21 protein-coding genes, 1 tRNA gene and 1 pseudogene are annotated in these 18065 nt (G+C 32.9%); 4 read left to right on the forward strand and 19 right to left on the reverse strand.

Going from position 1 to position 18065, the window contains the following annotated elements; all coding sequences use genetic code 11:
* The first annotated feature begins 69 nt into the window (after nt 1–69).
* The 3 genes from CXF54_RS13715 to CXF54_RS13725 all read left to right on the forward strand — a co-directional run bounded on the left by CXF54_RS13715 (nt 70) and on the right by CXF54_RS13725 (nt 1731).
* Nucleotides 70–855 carry an RNA polymerase sigma factor gene (locus tag CXF54_RS13715; RefSeq protein WP_101203951.1) on the forward strand — a complete coding sequence of 262 codons (786 nt, stop codon included), beginning with the start codon at nt 70–72 and terminating at the stop codon, nt 853–855.
* Nucleotides 856–871: 16 nt separating this feature from the next.
* A complete protein-coding gene (locus tag CXF54_RS13720) occupies nt 872–1279 on the forward strand; it encodes a hypothetical protein (RefSeq protein ID WP_101203952.1) in 408 nt (135 codons plus the stop codon).
* A gap of 92 nt (nt 1280–1371) precedes the next feature.
* Complete coding sequence (locus tag CXF54_RS13725) at nt 1372–1731, forward strand: hypothetical protein (RefSeq protein WP_101203953.1); 360 nt, start codon at nt 1372–1374, stop codon at nt 1729–1731.
* 329 nt (nt 1732–2060) lie between these two features.
* Here the strand turns inward: CXF54_RS13725 and CXF54_RS13730 are convergent, their stop codons facing one another.
* The 16 genes from CXF54_RS13730 to CXF54_RS13805 all read right to left on the reverse strand — a co-directional run bounded on the left by CXF54_RS13730 (nt 2061) and on the right by CXF54_RS13805 (nt 14752).
* Nucleotides 2061–2957, reverse strand: a complete 897-nt coding sequence (locus CXF54_RS13730; RefSeq protein ID WP_101203954.1) for a 3-hydroxyacyl-CoA dehydrogenase — start codon at nt 2955–2957, stop codon at nt 2061–2063.
* A gap of 21 nt (nt 2958–2978) precedes the next feature.
* The gene (locus CXF54_RS13735) at nt 2979–3647 is read right to left on the reverse strand and encodes a BON domain-containing protein (RefSeq protein WP_101203955.1); all 669 of its coding nucleotides are present in this window, start codon (nt 3645–3647) and stop codon (nt 2979–2981) included.
* Between the two features lie 173 nt (nt 3648–3820).
* Nucleotides 3821–4474, reverse strand: a complete 654-nt coding sequence (locus CXF54_RS13740; protein ID WP_090837628.1) for a BON domain-containing protein — start codon at nt 4472–4474, stop codon at nt 3821–3823.
* 213 nt (nt 4475–4687) lie between these two features.
* Nucleotides 4688–5164 carry a Dps family protein gene (locus CXF54_RS13745; protein ID WP_101017137.1) on the reverse strand — a complete coding sequence of 159 codons (477 nt, stop codon included), beginning with the start codon at nt 5162–5164 and terminating at the stop codon, nt 4688–4690.
* 67 nt (nt 5165–5231) lie between these two features.
* The gene (locus CXF54_RS13750) at nt 5232–5870 is read right to left on the reverse strand and encodes a DUF2238 domain-containing protein (protein WP_101203956.1); all 639 of its coding nucleotides are present in this window, start codon (nt 5868–5870) and stop codon (nt 5232–5234) included.
* Nucleotides 5871–5929: 59 nt separating this feature from the next.
* Nucleotides 5930–7522: an oleate hydratase gene (locus CXF54_RS13755; protein ID WP_101203957.1), complete on the reverse strand. Its 1593-nt coding sequence runs from the start codon at nt 7520–7522 to the stop codon at nt 5930–5932.
* Nucleotides 7523–7657: 135 nt separating this feature from the next.
* Nucleotides 7658–8221, reverse strand: a complete 564-nt coding sequence (locus CXF54_RS13760) for an HdeD family acid-resistance protein (RefSeq protein WP_101203958.1) — start codon at nt 8219–8221, stop codon at nt 7658–7660.
* A gap of 20 nt (nt 8222–8241) precedes the next feature.
* Nucleotides 8242–8742 (reverse strand): hypothetical protein, encoded by a 501-nt coding sequence (locus CXF54_RS13765; protein ID WP_101203959.1) that lies wholly within the window; start codon nt 8740–8742, stop codon nt 8242–8244.
* A 41-nt stretch (nt 8743–8783) separates the two neighbouring features.
* The gene (locus tag CXF54_RS13770) at nt 8784–9602 is read right to left on the reverse strand and encodes a DUF1269 domain-containing protein (RefSeq protein ID WP_101203960.1); all 819 of its coding nucleotides are present in this window, start codon (nt 9600–9602) and stop codon (nt 8784–8786) included.
* A gap of 29 nt (nt 9603–9631) precedes the next feature.
* Entirely contained in the window at nt 9632–11233 is a 1602-nt protein-coding gene (locus tag CXF54_RS13775; RefSeq protein WP_101203961.1) for an oleate hydratase, read from the reverse strand.
* A 156-nt stretch (nt 11234–11389) separates the two neighbouring features.
* Nucleotides 11390–11656: a DUF5661 family protein gene (locus CXF54_RS13780; protein ID WP_101203962.1), complete on the reverse strand. Its 267-nt coding sequence runs from the start codon at nt 11654–11656 to the stop codon at nt 11390–11392.
* Nucleotides 11657–11904: 248 nt separating this feature from the next.
* On the reverse strand, nt 11905–13179 hold the full coding sequence (locus tag CXF54_RS13785; RefSeq protein ID WP_101203963.1) for an MgtC/SapB family protein: 1275 nt from the start codon (nt 13177–13179) through the stop codon (nt 11905–11907).
* 6 nt (nt 13180–13185) lie between these two features.
* Complete coding sequence (locus tag CXF54_RS13790) at nt 13186–13572, reverse strand: hypothetical protein (RefSeq protein WP_101203964.1); 387 nt, start codon at nt 13570–13572, stop codon at nt 13186–13188.
* 87 nt (nt 13573–13659) lie between these two features.
* Nucleotides 13660–14025 carry an arsenate reductase family protein gene (locus CXF54_RS13795; protein ID WP_101203965.1) on the reverse strand — a complete coding sequence of 122 codons (366 nt, stop codon included), beginning with the start codon at nt 14023–14025 and terminating at the stop codon, nt 13660–13662.
* 17 nt (nt 14026–14042) lie between these two features.
* Nucleotides 14043–14261, reverse strand: coding sequence for a hypothetical protein (locus tag CXF54_RS13800; RefSeq protein ID WP_090837650.1), 219 nt, complete (start codon nt 14259–14261; stop codon nt 14043–14045).
* 32 nt (nt 14262–14293) lie between these two features.
* On the reverse strand, nt 14294–14752 hold the full coding sequence (locus CXF54_RS13805) for a hypothetical protein (protein WP_101203966.1): 459 nt from the start codon (nt 14750–14752) through the stop codon (nt 14294–14296).
* 208 nt (nt 14753–14960) lie between these two features.
* On the opposite strand from CXF54_RS13805, the pseudogene CXF54_RS13810 reads away from it, so the two are divergent.
* Nucleotides 14961–16544: pseudogene (locus CXF54_RS13810) on the forward strand (oleate hydratase); the annotation flags it as partial.
* Nucleotides 16545–16758: 214 nt separating this feature from the next.
* On the opposite strand, the gene CXF54_RS13815 reads toward CXF54_RS13810, so the two are convergent.
* From CXF54_RS13815 to CXF54_RS13825, 3 genes are all read right to left on the reverse strand, one after another.
* A tRNA-Met gene (locus tag CXF54_RS13815) sits at nt 16759–16831 on the reverse strand.
* A 120-nt stretch (nt 16832–16951) separates the two neighbouring features.
* A complete protein-coding gene (locus CXF54_RS13820; RefSeq protein ID WP_101203968.1) occupies nt 16952–17134 on the reverse strand; it encodes a CPXCG motif-containing cysteine-rich protein in 183 nt (60 codons plus the stop codon).
* A 71-nt stretch (nt 17135–17205) separates the two neighbouring features.
* Complete coding sequence (locus CXF54_RS13825; RefSeq protein WP_157823472.1) at nt 17206–18033, reverse strand: Two component regulator three Y domain protein; 828 nt, start codon at nt 18031–18033, stop codon at nt 17206–17208.
* Nucleotides 18034–18065: the final 32 nt, after the last annotated feature.

The following is an 18065-nucleotide window of genomic DNA, read 5'->3' on the forward strand; positions in this document are numbered from 1 at the left end:
CTGACCCAAGTCATTTTATACCAAACGTTAAGCATCCATCTTTACAAATAAATTATTAAGACCTATATCATGCAAACAAATGTTTCTTATTACCAAAATAAAAAAGCGTTCCGTGTATTAGTTACTAAATCCTTTACTGATTTAATTAAACTAAAAAAAGAAGGTAATCAAACCTCTTTTAATGCCTTAGTATTACAAATGATGCCACAAATTAGACAGTATGCCAATACACAATTAAACATCGCTATTAAAAAAGGCCATTTTTCAAAAAACAAGTACAAAGCAGACGATATTATAGATCAACTATTTATTGAAATTTATGACCATATAGAAGAAGTAAAAAAAGAAGAACACTTCTATCAATGGTTATATAAAAAAACAAATGCTTTGTTAGAAGACCTTAGTATAACAGAAGAATTTGATGATTTTTTCTTTAAAAATATTGATGATTATTCTAAACCAGAATGGGATGCTATGCAAGAAAAATATAGTTCTGATGCAGATGGAGATGGTCATTTAAAGTTAATTGAAGAATTTGAAGACCGCTCTTACAACCATAATGACTATACTTTAAACCACGTATTTATTGAGAATAAAGAAAAAAAATGGATTGAAAAAATTGATAAAGATTTAAGTGAAGAAGATATAAAAAAACACATTTCCATGGTGTTACACAACCTACCTTCTGCAATGCGCAATGTTTTTGAATTATTTACTACTCAAGAACTAAGTCTAGAAGAAATTGCACAAATTAGAAACAACACTATTAAAGATGTAGAACACCTTTTAAAAGATGCAAAAAAAGCGTTACAACTTAGTTTATTAAACAGATATACTACTAAAATAGAATACTAATTTAAAATATATAATTATGAATACAGCAACTTCAAACCCAAAAACAGACTATTTACTTGGTGCAGGACTAGATGTTTTACACTTTGAAAGTAGAGAATGGCTAAATACTATTGCCTTTTGGAAAGACGAAATTAGATTTTTTAATGACTTATTAAAGCGTAAAGAAGCTTCTGACAAAAGCAACTCAGACTATGAAAACATGTTAAAAAACTTAAATAAAGTACATGATGATTTGTTTGATGATTTAGAAGAAAGCGTAAAAGCACATGAACAATTATTATCTAAAATAGAGCTAGCAGAAAAAGGAATATCTGATAATGATTACAGAGAAAAGCACGCCCATCTTTTATCAAGAATAGCCACTTTTAATAAAGATTTCAAAACCTTTAAAAAAGTAGTTTTTGACTACTCAAAAAGCTTATAATTTTCACAACTACTGAGGACATTAGTGTCGTCTTTTAAACACATTATCTTCAGTAGTTATTTTTAAACATAAAACACTTAAACACCATAACTATGGAATTATCACTATATACTACAACATACAATAACGCTGATGTAATTAATAATTTTCTGGATTTATACCATAGTTTACATATGACGCATTTAGCCAGTGATCTTTTAAAAAAAGGATTATATCCAGACCAAATCTCAGAAGCAGTAGCAGCAGCCATAAGAATTGCAAAAACGTCTAATATTGAGACAAACAAGCATTTTATGCCTGTATATAGTGGGTTAAATGAACAAATTGTTCAAGATTGTAAATTATCACATTTGGGGTATGGATTGGTAATAATGAATGCCGATAAAAGTTTACCGCTTGTTGGTAGCTTTCAAGTAGATATATTAAAAGAATTTCTTAATGATGTACAGTAATTAATTAAAAAGCTTTACAAAGTGATTTATAGATTAATTAGTCATTAATCAGAACCATCATAAATTGATAACATTTGTGTTATTTTTATTTTACCGACAATAGATTATCCTGTTATATAATTAATCGCACACCGCCCACACCTCCCATTTTATATGGACAAAGCCCTTTCAAGAACCAAGAAATATAACGTTAATTAAAATATTAACTTGCATAAAGGATCGCTCATGCAGACACCTATAACATTGATAAACTGGTATCGTTATTATTAATAGCGGTTACTTTTAATTCGTTTTGCACTGCACGTATTTTTTCTTAGCTAAATAAACTCCTATTTTAAAAAATCAGGTTCCATAAACGCTGGGTTTGGATACTTATAAAATCCTTCTCCTGTGGCAACTCCTAATTTATTTTTATCTATAAAATGCTCTTTTAAGTATTTTACGGTTTTGATTTTTAAAGGATCATTTGTTTTTTCTACTGCTATTTTATTAATATTATAAGCCGTAGTAATCCCTACAACATCTAAGATACCAAAAGGTCCAACAGGTGCTCCCGTTGCTTTAATCCATGTTTTATCTATAGTCTGTACATCCGCCACCTCATTTACTAATAAGTTAGTGGCTGCTGTTAATAATGGTACAAGTAAAGAATTAAGGATATATCCTGGTTGTTCCTTATGCAATGGTAAAGCCAACATCCCAATAGCTTTAGCAAACGCTACGACATCTTTAAAATTTTCAGGATCTGTAGTGGCATGACCCATAATTTCTGCAGTGTTATGAACCCAAATATTATTCGCGAAATGCAACGCTAAAAATTGTGTTGGACGTCCTGTTGCCTCAGCAAATTGACTGGGTAACAGTGTGGAAGAGTTTGTTACAAACACCGTTTTTTTTGGTGCAACATTAGCTAACTTATGGTAAAACTCTATTTTAATTTTTGGGTTTTCTGGTACGGCTTCAATTAGTAAATCTGCATCTTTCACCGCTTCTGCCAAATCGGACGTGTAACTTAAGTTTTGACGTGTTACATCTAGTTGCTCTTGTGTTGCATTTAAATCCCTTTTAAACACGTCGCACATGGTATCAAATTTTGATTTTGCTTTTTCCAAAACAGCATCATTAATATCATAAACAGTGACATTAAACCCATGAAATGCGGTTTGAAAAGCTATTTGATACCCCAAAATACCACTTCCTGCTATAGTTACATTTTTATAATTCATTTTAATAATTTTTATTTGTTTTTATAAATACATTGGGTAATAGTCTACTTTTAATTGATTGATCACATTATTTATACCTGGTGCATTATATGCTGCAATTTCTGCATCATCTTTTTCCTTAATAGAATGCACTGTCCCGCTTAATGTTAACTCATGATCATTGACCGCTACTTTAATATTTTTAGCATCAATATTTGCAGATCGTGTAAATGCTTTTTGAATTAGATGACCGACATTGTGGGGCGTTGGTTTAGGTTTTAGATGGATATTATTAACAACTTCTTTTACACCATATAAATGTTCGATAGTTCTTTTTGCAAAACTTTTTTGATAAGGCCATTCTAATTCTCCCGTTAAATAAATCCTCCCGTCTTCCACCTCAACAATAATATTTTCTGAAGGGACAGACGCATTCCACTCTAACGTATTTATGGCGGCTTTTGCTATCTCTATATCAGATTGCTTATCTGTACTGCCATACTTTACTGTAATTGCCTCTGCTAAAGCTTTGACACCACAGAGAGACTTAACTGCATCTTCTATTGCTGTTTTTTTCGGCAACTCATTAACCTCTCCAGTAAGTGTAACAACGCCATCATCTACAGTAACCCCTATTTGAGTATTATCTATATTTGGTAGCCATGCTAATTCCTCTAAAACGTCTTTTTTAATTTCAAAATCTGTTTTCATATTTATCCCTATTAAATATTATAATGCCTAAGTCTATATAAATTTACGGCACTAAGTTATATTACATAATGACCTAAGTCAGTCTTAAAAAAAATCACCCTAGCACAGTACTATGTGATAGGGTGATTCTCTATAAGGCAGTAAATTTATTCTGTCTTATAAACTTAAAAAAATCAATACTCTACTACTAACTCATTATCGACACTCCAAACTCCTGGTGCGTAAAAAGCGGTTCGTCTAGCATCATCTTTTTCTTTTAATGAATGTACTGTACCTGTCAATTTAATGTTGTGACCTTCCGCTTTTACTGTAATATCTTTAGCATCAATATCTGCAGAGCGCTCGAATGCTTTTTTAATTTTGTCTTTTATGTCTTCTGCTCTTACTGCGTTTTTTAATGCAATATTATTTACTACATATTTTACACTTTGCAAGTTTTCAACCGCTTTTTTAGCTGCGTTTTTTTCAAAATCCCACATGACATCACCTCCTAAATACACCCAGCCATCTTCAACTTTAACCTCAATTTTGTTAGAAGGGACAGAAATATTCCATTTTAATGCATTTACTGCAGCAGCAGCAATTTCTGAATCTGATTTCTGAAACGTAGTATTATACTTTACTTCAATCTCTTCGGCTACAGCCTTAACACCTACAACGCTTTTAGCTGCCTTTTCTGCTTCACGCTTTTTAACATAGCTATCCACCGTTCCTGTTAGTGTCACAATACCATCTTTTACAACAACTCCAATTTGAGTTTCGTCAATACTTGGTTGCCATTCTAATTCGTCTAAGATGTCTTCTTTAATACTTAAATCTGTTCTCATAATTTCTATGATTTAAATTAAACAATTAATATACTTTAAAGATACCAAGACCATAACCCTTTGACACTGACCTATATCAGTCTTGATTTTATTTTTAAAAATTTAACAATACAAATCATTTTATGCCTTAAAAACGTTTGCCCATAAAAAAACCCAAACAGCCGTGTAGCTATTTGGGTTTAAATTGGTCACTTTAACTAATAATTGACTAACTTATTTTAAATGCGATCTTAACATCCAAGCTGTTTTTTCGTGCTGCTCCATAAGCCCTGTAATGTAATCACTAATCCCATCGGCTTGCCATTTGTCTGCAATAGGTTTTATTTCTTCTCTAATAAAAACAATAATACTTTCATGATCTTCTAACAATTCTGCGAAGATACTTTGGCTATCATTTTTACCTTTTACTTTTTCAGTAAGATGCGTTAATTGTGAGTACTTTTCTAATGTTGCAGGTACATAATGACCAAGCATTCTTATTTTTTCTGCTACCGTATCGACAACCTCCTGTTGTGCCTCATATAATGTTTCAAGGTACAAGTGTACAGAATGAAAATCTGGTCCTTCAACATTCCAATGAAAATTTAAAGTTTTAGAATATAATACAAATTCATCTGCTAATATTTTAGATAGTTGATCTGCTATAGCTTGTCTGTTTTCTGCTGAAATGCCTATGTTTGGTGTTTTCATCTTTGTAGAATTTAATTAATTATTAAGTAAAGGTATTGGATGTCTTAAACACTGGTAATGACTTAGGTCAGTTTTGTCTTTTTTTTCTATTTTTCAATATTGAATATAAATAAAAACAGACCGCCACCAATACAACCCCAAAAAAGGCAAGTCCCATATCTTTTTGAGAATCCCAGATATCGCCTTGCGTTCCCAGATACGATAATCCTTGTTCCACAAAAAAAACATCTGCAACTAGCCATTCTAAAATTTCATACAATGCACTTGCCGATAAAATGATTAAAACGGGTAATCTTAAGGCTAAGTTTTTTGATATTTTAAGTCCATTAGAAAGACATTCCTGCAAAGGATAATAGAGTAATGCTCCAAAACTAAAATGTACTATTCTGTCATAATTATTTCTTGGAGTATGAAATAGTTCTTGTAACCAATAACCAAACAAGTTTTGGGCATAAGTATATTTAGAACCATAGACGTGCAGGCATAGAAAAACACAAATTAAAACATAACTAGTATTACTAAAACGATACTTAGTGTATGTAAAGACTAAAAAAAGCAGCGCGAAAACTGTTAACGTATTTTCTATAAGCCAATTTTTAAGATCTGTAGTACCTATGAGCGCATTTGCCCAAACGATACCAAAGAATAAACTAATCCAAAAAAGCTTATGTCCGATGACAGTTACAACACTGCTTTGTAATTTCATTTAAAAAAAATATTTTAATAATCGCCAATAAAATTATCACCTCTTAGTGTTACTATCCGTTAACCGCTAATAGATTTTACAGCAGTTAATAATGCTTTTGGACTGTGTATAGAGTCATAAACTGGCAATACTTTTTTATCGGTTTCAAACAAACCAAAAACAGCAGTTTGCGCTGTTCTTACAGAATATTCTACTGTAAACACAACATCTTTTGGCACCTCAGCAAATTGTCCTAAAAAAGCAAAGTTAGTAGCTCCTTTGGGTAAGACTTTTGGTCTATCTCCAATTTTTCTTGGCATAAATAAACTATCAATATAAGGCATTGCTGTTGGGATACAGTTTACCTTTCCTGCTTTTACAATTGGACTCATTATATCTTGAACTTTTAAATGATACCACAATTCTTCTAATATTTCTCTACCAGTACATTCTGCCATCGTCTTATTAACGTAGTTTCCTTTTCTGTCTGGATATAAGCCATACCCCCAAAAGATTTTAACATCTTCCGGTTGGTTTGGAAAATGAGGTTGACGCGCAATGACAATAGACATTAACCAATTAGAATCTGTCATAGTTACCAAACCACCCGTACCATCAACATTTCCTGAAAAATTCTCCATATAATCATGGAACGTACTATCCTTTAATGTTGCTGTAAAAGAGTACCATTTTTGTAAATCGATGTTATCACAAAAGGGATCAGGATTACCAAAAGCCTTATCTTTTTTTGCTAGTGTTTTCCATAATTGCCAAGCCCCAGACGCTTCAATTCCTTTTAGTTTTGCAGGTCTTTCCCAGGCACCATTATCGGTACTTTCTGTTATAGAACCGTTGGTGATAAAGACGTAATCGTTTGCTTCCAAAACAATTTCGTTTTTATCTTTTAAGTGAATAACGGTTGCTGTTTTTTTATCTGAAGACAAATTGAAATCAATATCAACAACTTCGTGACCCACATCAAAATTTACACCATAATCTTTTAAATAATTTTTTAAAGGAATAACTACAGAATGGTATTGATTGTACTTGGTGCGCATAACTCCTCCTAACTTTTTTAAACCATCAATTAAATGAATAAAGCGTTTCATGTAACGTCTCATCTCAACAACACTACTCCATTTTTGAAAAGCAAACATCGTAGACCAGATATACCAAAAATTAGTTTCAAAAAAGGCTTGTTCAAACCAATCTTCGATTCTTTTATTTCCTAACGATTTCTCTGAAGCGAATATCAACTTTAAAAATTCCGCTTGTTGTTTTATAGATAATCCATAAGAAGATACATCCATAATTTTACCTTCTTTTAAAAGTCTTGCTTGCCCATTAGATACAAACCGTTTATTAAATTCAAACGATTCGTCTTTAACAGAAACATTGGGATCTTCATAAGACGGAATATTAGATAACAAATCCCAATAACATGTATAATGCGCTTCGTGCATTCTACCACCTCTTACAACAAAACCTTCTTCTTTATCTCCTGCACCATCTAGAGCACCTCCTAAGATATTATCTTTTTCTAAAATATGAATATTCTTACCTTGTACACCCGCATCTTTTACTAGATATACTGCACTTGCCAAAGATGCTATCCCACTTCCAATAAGATAAACTTTAGCATCTTCTAGATTTTTATTTTTTGTTTTACTCATAACTTTATTTATAATAATTGAAAAGCAAAGCAGTAACTGTTAGTCGTCTTCTTCAAATTAGTTATACTATTCGGACCTATTAACAAATACTAAAACTACCACGCATTTACAGTTACAGCAATGCTTTACAATGTTTTAATTGTGATTTTGATTTTTTAAATTGAATGCTAAAGCGATTCTAAAAATACCTGCAGAAATAAATGCCAGAGCGGTCATGTATACAATACTTAACCCTGCAATTATTGGATTAGCTAATAGCAGAAACGAAAAGAGTATTATTAGACATCCCAAAAACAATAACCAACCCCATGATAGGATTCCAAATGTTTTAATCTGAAATGATAATCCAATAGCCATAAACCCCTGAAACAATAACCAGAAACCAATATAAAAAGGCAAAATTGCCATAGTCATTAATGGATGCGTTATTAATAGTAGCCCTATAATAAGATCCAGAATACCACCTGTCAAATACCAACCCCAACTACTTATCTCGTGTCTATTAGAAATAGAGAACACAATTTGTGAACCTCCTGATATAAAAATGAATACACTAAAAATTATACTTAAAGAGACATAACTCGCTACTGGTGTTTGAAAAACCCAAACCCCGGCGATAATGTATAGAACACCTATTAAAAGCGTTATCCACCAATTTTTTACTGTGGATTGTGTAGAACTTAAAATTGTAGTTGCCATAATGTTATAATTTAAATTTATTAATCAACATTATCTTTAAAAAGGTCTTTTAAAGCAGCCCCAATCTCGTCCATATCATGCGTAAATTCGCGTTCAAATTCCTGTTCATTAGCCATGGTCGTTTCATTAAAAGAAATGACACCATCTTTAAATTCTTTACCCCTTTCGGCTAATTTATTTTTAAGTGCTTCGTTTTTTTGTTCTAACTGATTTAAAGCTATCGTTAGCTTTTCTTTTTCTGCTTTACCTGCCGACTCCATTTTAGTTCTCAATGTTTTAATTTGAGTATCTGTTGCTGTAATAGCAGACTGAGATGCGTTTTCAAACTTTTTCCAATTCTCATTTACAGTCATTTTAATGTCTTTACTGGTATCTACTGCTCCCTTTTTAAGATCGTTACCAAGTACTTTTGCATCCTCTTTAACAGATTTAGCATCTTGTTTAGTGGCTTGCCCGCAACCAATTAATGTACTTCCTGCCATAAAAACGATTACAGCTAAGGCTAAAATTTTTGTTTTCATATCTAAATTATTTAAGTTAATTACTAAGTTTTTATTGGTTATTAATCCACAATATCCTCACCTAAGGCACTATGTAATTGGTATAACTTTTCTTCTTCCTTTTTATTTTTTTTACTGAGTCTATTTTTTCTAGCCTGAGCGTATGCATCGCTCACAGATTGTTCAAAACCATCCAAGCGTGTTTCTAGTTTGTGAATTCTAGATTTAGTATCACTTTTAATCTTATTCAGTGTTGCTTTTCTTTTAGCTTCCAACGCTACGATATGCGCTTTTCGTTTTGCCTTTAAATCGGCAATCTTAGCTTTAATCGTGTCCTTTTCATGTGCTGTTGCTTTTCTAAGTTTTTGACGTTCGTCTTCAATACTATCTTCAAAATTTTCAACTTGCTCATCTACATAATCATCGAACTCTATACCAGCTTCACTTCTAATAATTTCTGAGGATAGTCCATTAAGTGCTTGGTCTACAAATACGGAACTATCTTCTGCTACTTCTGCAACAATTGCAATAGTACCGACAGCCATTTTTTTACTTACCTTTTTAAGAAACTCTGCCTCAAAGTCATACCGACTAGCATCCCAAACCGCACCTACTGCAGTTCCTGTATATAATCCAATAACAAATCCTAAAGGCCCTACTAAAGCACCTGCAAGCCCACCTAGAGCCATACCGGTAAACAACCTCCAACCTTCTCCATCGGTTTGACTTTTTAAGATCTCGAATTGCTTGTTATCTTTTTTACGAATCATCATATGCTCATACAGCGTGATATCTCCATAGGCATCCAATTCTTTAATTCTATGTAAAGCTTCAATAGCTTTACTTTCTTCCTTAAACGGAACAACAATAATATTTGCCATTTTTATAGATTTTAAAAATTAATATTTGTTTAGTGGAATGCTTTAGCAACTGTTTGAAGTTCCACTTTAAGTGTTTTATCAAATTTTGTGATTGGCGGAATTTCAAGATCGATATCTAGTAATTGATATACTGCCATTTGTGCTGCTCTAACCGAATACTCTACCGTAAAAACAACATCATCAGGAATCTCTACAAACTGGCTGATAAAAGCTAAATTTTTAGAGTTTTTAGGTACAGGAAGTGGTCTGTCTGTTTTTAAGCGTGGCATAAACATACTAGTGATGTATGGCATCCTGCATGGAATACAGATTGCATTTACAAATACAATATCATAATCAAATTTTAAGTGTCCACAAAGCTCTCTCAGAATTTCTTCTCCAGAACATTCTGTCATGGGCTTACCTACAAAGTTACCCACGCGGTCTGGATGTAATCCATAGGTAAAAAAGACTTGCACATGATCTGGTTGGTCTTTATAATGGGGCTGTTCATTTAATGAAAAACTCATAAACCAATTAGAATCCTTAAGAGTTACTTGACTTCCTGTTCCAGCTTTGTTACCAGAAAATTGTTCCATTTGATCAAAAAACGCCGTGTCTTTTAAAGTGACAGTAAACGATTCCCAAAATGATTCTGCGATATTGGTGTTAAACACTTCTGGTCTACCAAATCCAGGATATCTACTTGCCAATTTCTCCCATAACACCCAACCTTGACTGTCTTTTTTTGTGAAATGTTTTGGAGCACTTGTCATCGATCCATAACTAGAAGCATCTGTCATTGATCCATTTTGATAGAAAACTAAATCGTCCTCATTAATTGTTACAGTTTCAGAATGACCTGCCGTATCATACATTAGTTTTTTTACAACTACTTTTTCGGTTTCTGTTTTTGGATCCAAAGCATACGTTGTGTCTATATCTGTAACTGTACTTCCTGTTTTGAAATTAACACCATGAGATTTTAACCAAACTTTTAATGGTAAAATCATAGAGTCGTACTGATTATAAACGGTACGTTTAACACCTGTCATTGTTTCTACATTAGGAAACTCTTGCATAAAACGGTGTAAATATCGCTTAAACTCTACCGCACTATGCCAAGGTGAAAACGCAAAACTTGTGCGCCACATAAACCAGAAATTAGTTTCGAAAAATGAAGGCGAAAACCAATCGTAAATCGCACTATTACCTAATTTTTCTTCGCTTGCTTCACTTAATTTAAGAAGCTCTGTGCGGTCCGACATTGAAAACCCCAATTTAGATGAGTCTACAATTGCGCGATTTTTATCTATTAGACGCGCTTTAGAATGTGATTTTACTTTGTTATTAAAGGCTATGGTCTCTTCGGTTACAGATGTGTTAGGATCTGAAAGTGATGGAATGGATTTAAACAACTCCCACGTGCACTCGTAAATATTTAATGTAAACATACGAGAGCCACGCAAGGTGTAGCCGTCTTCGGGATTACCCCCCGCATCTAAACTACCTCCTAATACGGGTAAACTTTCGTAGACCGTGATATTGTTACCTGCGAAGCCACCATCACGAATTAAAAATGCGGCTCCTGATAAAGATCCAATTCCGCCCCCTATAAAATATGCTTTTTTGTCTTTGTTATTTGTGTTCATAATAAGTCTATTTGTCTTGTTACATTAAGAAGCTTCTTTCTTTAAGTATCAAAAAGAACCTCTTACTCATCCTATTTATTAATACTTCAAAATTAGAATGTTATGTTGATTAACGCACTGACCTGAGTCAGTCTGAGTAAACTGACTTAAATCAGTTTATTCCTTTTTACTCCAATATGCTTCTGCTTCATTTTCCATTTTTTCTAAACGGGTATAGTAATCAGGAAACTCTTTTAAATGCGCCCAAGCTATTTTTCCTGTTAAGGCTTTATCGTTATTAGTAACATTGGTTTCTGGATATCTTGTTCCATGTTCAAACTCGACATTTATTCCTTTTGTAAATTCATCTAATTGAATATCCACCCATTGGATACCTAGACTATCTCCAATCTCTTTTGCTTGTTGTGTGTTTACTTTTTTCATTGTATTGTGCTTTATTTGACAGAATCCCAATAAAATGGCTATCAAAACTTATAGCATAAAATTACTTTTCTAAAAGACCACTTGCACTGACCTAGGTCAACTTGATGCAAAAAAAAGCTATTAAAAAGGGTGAATTTGCGTGAAGGATTGCAGTGAAAATCCCACAGCCCGACGCAGGAGGTGCGAGGAATTGCAGCGAAAAGCCTGACCTTTATGGTCACGCCCAACTTTTAATTATTAAAATACAATTAACTTCTAATAATAAGAATGTAAATAATACCAACTAAAATGACGGTTCCAAACGCATAACCAACAAGTTTACCTGTAGTTTTGGAGCCTTTAAATAGGGTTATACCTAATTTGACTAACATATTACTGATGGTTGCAGCAATGATTACGGAAGATGCTAGTGTTAGTTTGTCTTGATCTAAAGCAAATTTGGACATACTTATTGTAATGGCATCTGTATCTGCTAGTCCCGCAATTAAGGCCGAATAATATAGACCACTTTCTCCAAAAAATTGATTGCTATAATAAACAGCAAAAAGGATAATGACATACACGGCACCAAATCCAATTGCATTTAACATGTTTAATGGATTACCTAATTTTATATTGGTACCTGGTTTAGGGTCGTCCTTGCGCATTAATAATAAGGTTGCTACAATACAAACCAGTGTTAATAGTCCAAATGGGAGTATTAAATTAACCAGTATGGCGCTATTAAAAATATAGGCCAAAAAGGCTAATCTGGGAAACATAATCGCTGAAGCTACAATGATTCCTGCACTATATTTTTTGGAGAGTTCTGGAGAGGCCTTACTACTAGATGCGTAATTCCAAGCTACCGCTGTGCTAGAAATAAGCCCACCAAGTATGGCTGTTAGTATGATTCCTCTTTTTGAGCCAATAAACTTAACCAGAAAATAACCGATAAAATTTAAGAAAGACACAATGACTATTATCGAACCAATCTCGTAAGGGTTTAATAAATTATCTGGTCCGTACGTTTTGTTTGGTAGAAAAGGAAGGATTAACAAAGCTATTATTGCGAATTTTATAAATGCAAAAAGCTCTATTGAAGTAATGTTTTGAATGACTGTGCGAAACCTTGTTTTTAATGATAGTAATGTAACTATGATAACTGCTGTCGCGACTGCATCTCTATAATATTCCGCCGAAACCATTATCCCTAATACAAAGGTTGTTATTAAGGCTAAATTAGTTGTTAAATCTTGACTACGGAGTTCTTTATTTTGAGCATATTGATTGAATGCTAAAAACAAAATAAAGGCTCCTAAACTTATAATTAAGAGCCATACGGTATAAATTGTAGTAAGATTACCTAGTGTAAATCCAAGAATAGTCACTATAGGAAATGTTCTTATACCTGCTATACCATTGTCTTCTTTGAGTTTATCATACTCCCGTTCTAGACCAAGTATAAGACCAATCCCTAAGCTTATCAATACTCCTAGAATATAAGACCCCACGAGCTGATTTATCTCTTCCTGTAATTGCATTTAATATTACATGTACTTTTCTAGAAACCTGAAAAATTCTTTTTTAAGATCTGCATAAATCTCACGTTGTGTTTCCATTTTATCTCTAAACGCAACATGCTGTTCTGCTAGACGAACATCTATTGCATCTTCGCCTTCTATGCATTGTGCTGCGATACGTGTTTCGTGTTTTTCTATAGTTTCTTGTAGGTCTTCAATAACACCACCATGAAGTATAAATTGGTTTTGATAATGCTCTAATTGTGCCAACACATCTTTATTAGTCCATCGCGTTACTAGTTCGCTTAATTTATTATTAAAAAACAATAACTCTTGTTTCCAAAATACTAATTCACCTTTCCATTGCTCGTGCTCAAAGTGCATGTTTGAGTTGTATATAATTTCTTTTTCCATGATAATTAATTATTTAAATTATATCACAAAGATTGTATTTTACTTACATGCTTGAAATGACCTAGGTCAGTAAGACTAATACACAACTTATATTTTAAGAATATCTGTTGGTGTATCTACCAGAATGGTTTTATCCCCGTGTAATGCAATTGGCTGTTTCATGATTTGCGGATTGTGTAGTATCATTTTTATCCAATCATCGGTTGACAGGTTATGGGGCTCAAAACTAGCTTGATATGCTGGACTATCTTGATTAATAAGATCTGCTACTGTAATATGTAACCGCTTGGCTAGTTCTACAATTTGTGTGCCCGTCAATTTTGTTTTTAAGATATCAATTTCTTCAACTTTAAACCCATCCGCTAAAGCATAAGCTAACGTTTGTTTTGCTCTTGCTGATTTAGAATTATAGTATAGTGTTATTTGTCTATTTGATGTCGCAATCTCTCCCATAATTTGATTATTAAAACCTATTGTTTATTAATTTTTTCTTCTTGCACATAACGGTCTAAAAGTTGTTTTAAACTTGCTAAATAGTCCGTCAATACTTTTTTATCCATATGTGGATGTTTGCTTATTGGCAATGTCAAAGGGTTTTCATCTAAGGAACGATAAAGCTCAGGGTAATTGGTTTCAATATCAATAGTAAGCTGTGTTATGTCTGTTAATACTTTTTGTAGGTCTTTCATAAAATTTTATTTATGGTTAAAAATTAAATACTTTATTTATGTAAAACATTAAGCTGTTTTATTAATTCTTCTCCTCCCATCATATGTTCTGTTATTGAAAAAACTTCTTTTCGGTTTTTTCTAAAATCTTTTAAAAACTGAGATAAATCGTCTTCTAATTGCTCGTGCTCTTCTCTAAATTTATCTGAAACGTATGTAAAAGGATCTTCTACCAAAGCTCTTAAATGATGTAAGTGTTTATCTATTCTTTGCAATAATATGCTGCATTGCTTTTCCACCTCTAATAAGCTTACTTCAACTTCAAGTATCACATCAATATTTTCCTTTTTTGTGAGGTATAAGAAATATTTATCGATCAAATGATGTAAAAATTTTAAATCTTGTTTATAAAATTCAATATCAGATTTCCAATGCTCTGTAAGCACATACAACTGCTCCCACGTTGCTTCGTGAATAAAGTTATCTTTTGGTCTGTTTCTAAAATCGCTCATGTCAATAAAGTTTTAAAAGTAAATGTAACCAAGAATAGGTGCTTATAAAATGACCTTGGTCAGCTTAACCCCTTTTAATATCTGAAAAACAACTATTTACAAATAAAGCTTGTTAAATTTTTAAATTAAAATGCGGACTGACCTACATCATTTACAAACCCCAGAGCGCTCCCTAATTTTGTAAGACACAACAAGATTTAATTTAAAAACTAAAAATATGAAATCTAATAATTTTAAAGCGTACTGTTTAGGTGGTGGACTTGGCTCATTATCTGCAGCTGTATTCATGATTCGTGATGGCGGTATTCCTGGACATCAAATTACTGTTTTTGAAAAACTACCAACATTAGGAGGCTGCCTAGATGGTGCACGACTTGATGACGGGAGTTATTCCCTTCGTGGAGGTAGAATGTTAACCACAGATGCTTATGAATGCTTTTGGGGCTTATTTAAAGACATCCCGTCCATTAATAATAAAGGCATGTCTGTAAAAGACGAAACGATTGCTTTTAATAAAAAACATATCGCACACTCACAAGGTCGTTTAGTAGACAAAAACTGTCATATTGTAGATACCTCTACTATGGGTTTTGATATGCATGATAGATTAGAATTTTTAAAACTTCTTGAAGCATCAGAAGAAAAATTAGGCACCTCAAAAATCACCGATTGGTTATCTCCCGGCTTTTTTAATACTAACTTTTGGTACATGTGGCAGACCACCTTTGCTTTTGAACCTTGGCATAGTGCAGTAGAATTTAAACGTTATCTACATCGTTTTATGAATGAGTTTCCGAGAATTAATACACTTGGTGGGGTTAAAAGAACCATTTATAATCAGTATGACTCTTTAGTGCTTCCGTTAATAGCTTGGCTTAAAGACAAAGGTGTTAATTTTGAACTAGCAACTACCGTAGATGATATAATTGTGGAAGACATAAATGGAAAAGTTACCGTTACTTCACTTACAGTTATTAACAAAGAAGGCCCCAAACAAGTTAGTGTTAACCCTGATGACATTGTTATTTTTCAAAATGGATCTATGGTTGATGCTTCAAGTATAGGCTCTATGACACAAGCCCCTGTTAAAAAAACAAAACTAGAAAGTAAAGGATGGACACTTTGGGAAAAATTAGCAAAAGGAAGACCTGATTTTGGAAATCCAGCACCTTTTAATAGTAGTATTCCTGAATCTTTTTGGGAATCGTTTACGGTAACATTCAAATCTTCTGAGTTTTTTGATAAAATAGAAAAAATGACAGGAAACGAAGCAGGAACCGGAGGCTTAGTAACCTTTAAAGATTCAAATTGGCTAATGTCTGTTGTGCTTTACAACCAACCGCATTTTATAGATCAACCGGACGATATCTATATTCTTTGGGGGTATGCGTTACACGGTAACCGTGTTGGTGATTTTATACCAAAAACAATGGTAGAAAGTAACGGACAAGACATCCTTAAAGAGTTGGCTGGTCATTTTAATTTTGATGACAGTGTTTTTGAAGACGCTATTTGCGTACCCTGCAGAATGCCTTATATAACCTCTATGTTTATGCCACGTGCTTACAACGACAGACCAAAACCTGTACCTGAAAGCTCTAAAAACTTAGCCTTCGTGAGCCAGTTTGTAGAACTTGCTGATGATGTTGTATTTACTGTAGAATATTCTGTAAGAGCTGCTCAAACAGCGGTCTATCAATTATTAAATATTGATCTGGAAATACCTAAAATTACAAAACATGATAAATCACCCAAAGTCCTTATAGATTCCTTTTTTAAAGCCATTAAATAAAGAGTTAAGAACTAATCATCCTAGACTATTGAGGATTCAAGAACCGAAGCTATTTGCTTCGGTTTTTTATTTTTAAGCTATTGTGTGTTATATAGAGACAGATAATCAATCCTGATGCGCCTGAGATTATTTAATTACACTGTCGTGATAATCTAAGTTAACACAAAACTATATAAAACAAAAAAGCTTCACATTTCTGTGAAGCTTTGCTTAGTAGCGGGAACTGGACTCGAACCAGTGACCTTCGGGTTATGAGCCCGACGAGCTACCTACTGCTCTATCCCGCGATTTTAAATTCGGAACAACTAACTTAGCTTTAAACTTTCGCTTCATAATGGCGACCTAGTTGTTTCGGACTGCAAATATACAATCTATTTTAGATATAACAAGTCTTTTTTTTTCTTTTTTTACTGTTCTATATTAACAGCCTCAAAACCAACAAGTTCTAACTCTAAAAAATTTGGAGTGACCTGTATTGGATTGCAACAAACCTCGCAATCTTCCACATAAGTCTGTTTTGTAACGCTTGGATCAAGTAGCATAGAAACCTCTTCCCAGCAATAAGGGCATTGAAAATAATGTTCGTACATAATTTACTTTTAACCAAAAATAAAAATAGTCAACCAAAGGCTGACTATTTTAAATATATCTTTAACATATATTATTCCTCGATACGCTGACTGCTAGCTAATACTTCTGTATCATCTAAGTATAAGGACATTTTATTTGGAGCGTCACCTACAACGGTAACGTAATCATTATTTAATTCGTTATCACTAACCATAACTAATTTAAGGTTTGCTAATTGAGATAATTCAAATGGCAATGTCCCAGATAAGTTATTACTCGATAAAACTAACTCTTCAAGATTTACTAGATCTGCGATACTTTCTGGAATCTGACCTTCTAATTGGTTATCTAAAAGACTTAATTTTTTAAGGGATTTTAAACTGTTAATATTAAAAGGGATATTTCCTGTTAAATAATTACTACCTAATTCTAGGCTTTGTAATTTAATTAAGTTAGTTATTGACTCAGGAATTGTTCCTGTAAACTTGTTACTATATAATGCTAAAAACTCTAAGTTAGATAAATTTCCTATCCAAGCTGGAATTTCACCTTCAAATTGGTTTAAAAACAATTGTAAAGACAATAAGTTTTGCATTGTAGAAATAGATTCTGGTAAATCTCCTTTAAGCTTATTAAAGCTAAGGTTTAAAACTTCAAGGTTAGTTAATTGACCAATCTCTGTTGGCACTACCCCTTGTAAGTTATTAAAAGATAAATTTAGTCCTATTACTTTAGAATCTAAAACCGTTACACCATGCCAAGTATCTATTGACGCGTCAAGATCCCAAGTAGTATTCCACTCTGCTCCATTTGTGTTATTATATAAAGCGATCAAAGCTTCTTTTTCTGAATTAGATACACCTGCGAAAGATACACAAGCGAAAAGAAACATCAGTAAAGTTAGTTTTATCGTTTTCATAGTTACGTTTTTAAGATTAACTGCAACAAATA

Origin of the sequence: Olleya sp. 1-3 (assembly GCF_002836085.1) — a bacterium.
GTDB lineage: Bacteria > Bacteroidota > Bacteroidia > Flavobacteriales > Flavobacteriaceae > Olleya > Olleya namhaensis.

What these genes read in the sequence shown, in the direction of transcription:
- CXF54_RS13795 (WP_101203965.1), bottom strand. Translation starts at nt 14,025, where the DNA reads ATGGGAGAGATTGCGACATCAAATAGACAAATAACACTATACTATAAT.
- CXF54_RS13725 (WP_101203953.1), top strand. Translation starts at nt 1,372, where the DNA reads ATGGAATTATCACTATATACTACAACATACAATAACGCTGATGTAATT.
- CXF54_RS13745 (WP_101017137.1), bottom strand. Translation starts at nt 5,164, where the DNA reads ATGAAAACACCAAACATAGGCATTTCAGCAGAAAACAGACAAGCTATA.
- CXF54_RS13770 (WP_101203960.1), bottom strand. Translation starts at nt 9,602, where the DNA reads ATGGCAAATATTATTGTTGTTCCGTTTAAGGAAGAAAGTAAAGCTATT.
- CXF54_RS13805 (WP_101203966.1), bottom strand. Translation starts at nt 14,752, where the DNA reads ATGAGCGATTTTAGAAACAGACCAAAAGATAACTTTATTCACGAAGCA.
- CXF54_RS13825 (WP_157823472.1), bottom strand. Translation starts at nt 18,033, where the DNA reads ATGAAAACGATAAAACTAACTTTACTGATGTTTCTTTTCGCTTGTGTA.
- CXF54_RS13715 (WP_101203951.1), top strand. Translation starts at nt 70, where the DNA reads ATGCAAACAAATGTTTCTTATTACCAAAATAAAAAAGCGTTCCGTGTA.
- CXF54_RS13775 (WP_101203961.1), bottom strand. Translation starts at nt 11,233, where the DNA reads ATGAACACAAATAACAAAGACAAAAAAGCATATTTTATAGGGGGCGGA.
- CXF54_RS13720 (WP_101203952.1), top strand. Translation starts at nt 872, where the DNA reads ATGAATACAGCAACTTCAAACCCAAAAACAGACTATTTACTTGGTGCA.
- CXF54_RS13790 (WP_101203964.1), bottom strand. Translation starts at nt 13,572, where the DNA reads ATGGAAAAAGAAATTATATACAACTCAAACATGCACTTTGAGCACGAG.
- CXF54_RS13780 (WP_101203962.1), bottom strand. Translation starts at nt 11,656, where the DNA reads ATGAAAAAAGTAAACACACAACAAGCAAAAGAGATTGGAGATAGTCTA.
- CXF54_RS13755 (WP_101203957.1), bottom strand. Translation starts at nt 7,522, where the DNA reads ATGAGTAAAACAAAAAATAAAAATCTAGAAGATGCTAAAGTTTATCTT.
- CXF54_RS13750 (WP_101203956.1), bottom strand. Translation starts at nt 5,870, where the DNA reads ATGAAATTACAAAGCAGTGTTGTAACTGTCATCGGACATAAGCTTTTT.
- CXF54_RS13820 (WP_101203968.1), bottom strand. Translation starts at nt 17,134, where the DNA reads ATGTACGAACATTATTTTCAATGCCCTTATTGCTGGGAAGAGGTTTCT.
- CXF54_RS13765 (WP_101203959.1), bottom strand. Translation starts at nt 8,742, where the DNA reads ATGAAAACAAAAATTTTAGCCTTAGCTGTAATCGTTTTTATGGCAGGA.
- CXF54_RS13730 (WP_101203954.1), bottom strand. Translation starts at nt 2,957, where the DNA reads ATGAATTATAAAAATGTAACTATAGCAGGAAGTGGTATTTTGGGGTAT.
- CXF54_RS13740 (WP_090837628.1), bottom strand. Translation starts at nt 4,474, where the DNA reads ATGAGAACAGATTTAAGTATTAAAGAAGACATCTTAGACGAATTAGAA.
- CXF54_RS13735 (WP_101203955.1), bottom strand. Translation starts at nt 3,647, where the DNA reads ATGAAAACAGATTTTGAAATTAAAAAAGACGTTTTAGAGGAATTAGCA.
- CXF54_RS13800 (WP_090837650.1), bottom strand. Translation starts at nt 14,261, where the DNA reads ATGAAAGACCTACAAAAAGTATTAACAGACATAACACAGCTTACTATT.
- CXF54_RS13785 (WP_101203963.1), bottom strand. Translation starts at nt 13,179, where the DNA reads ATGCAATTACAGGAAGAGATAAATCAGCTCGTGGGGTCTTATATTCTA.
- CXF54_RS13760 (WP_101203958.1), bottom strand. Translation starts at nt 8,221, where the DNA reads ATGGCAACTACAATTTTAAGTTCTACACAATCCACAGTAAAAAATTGG.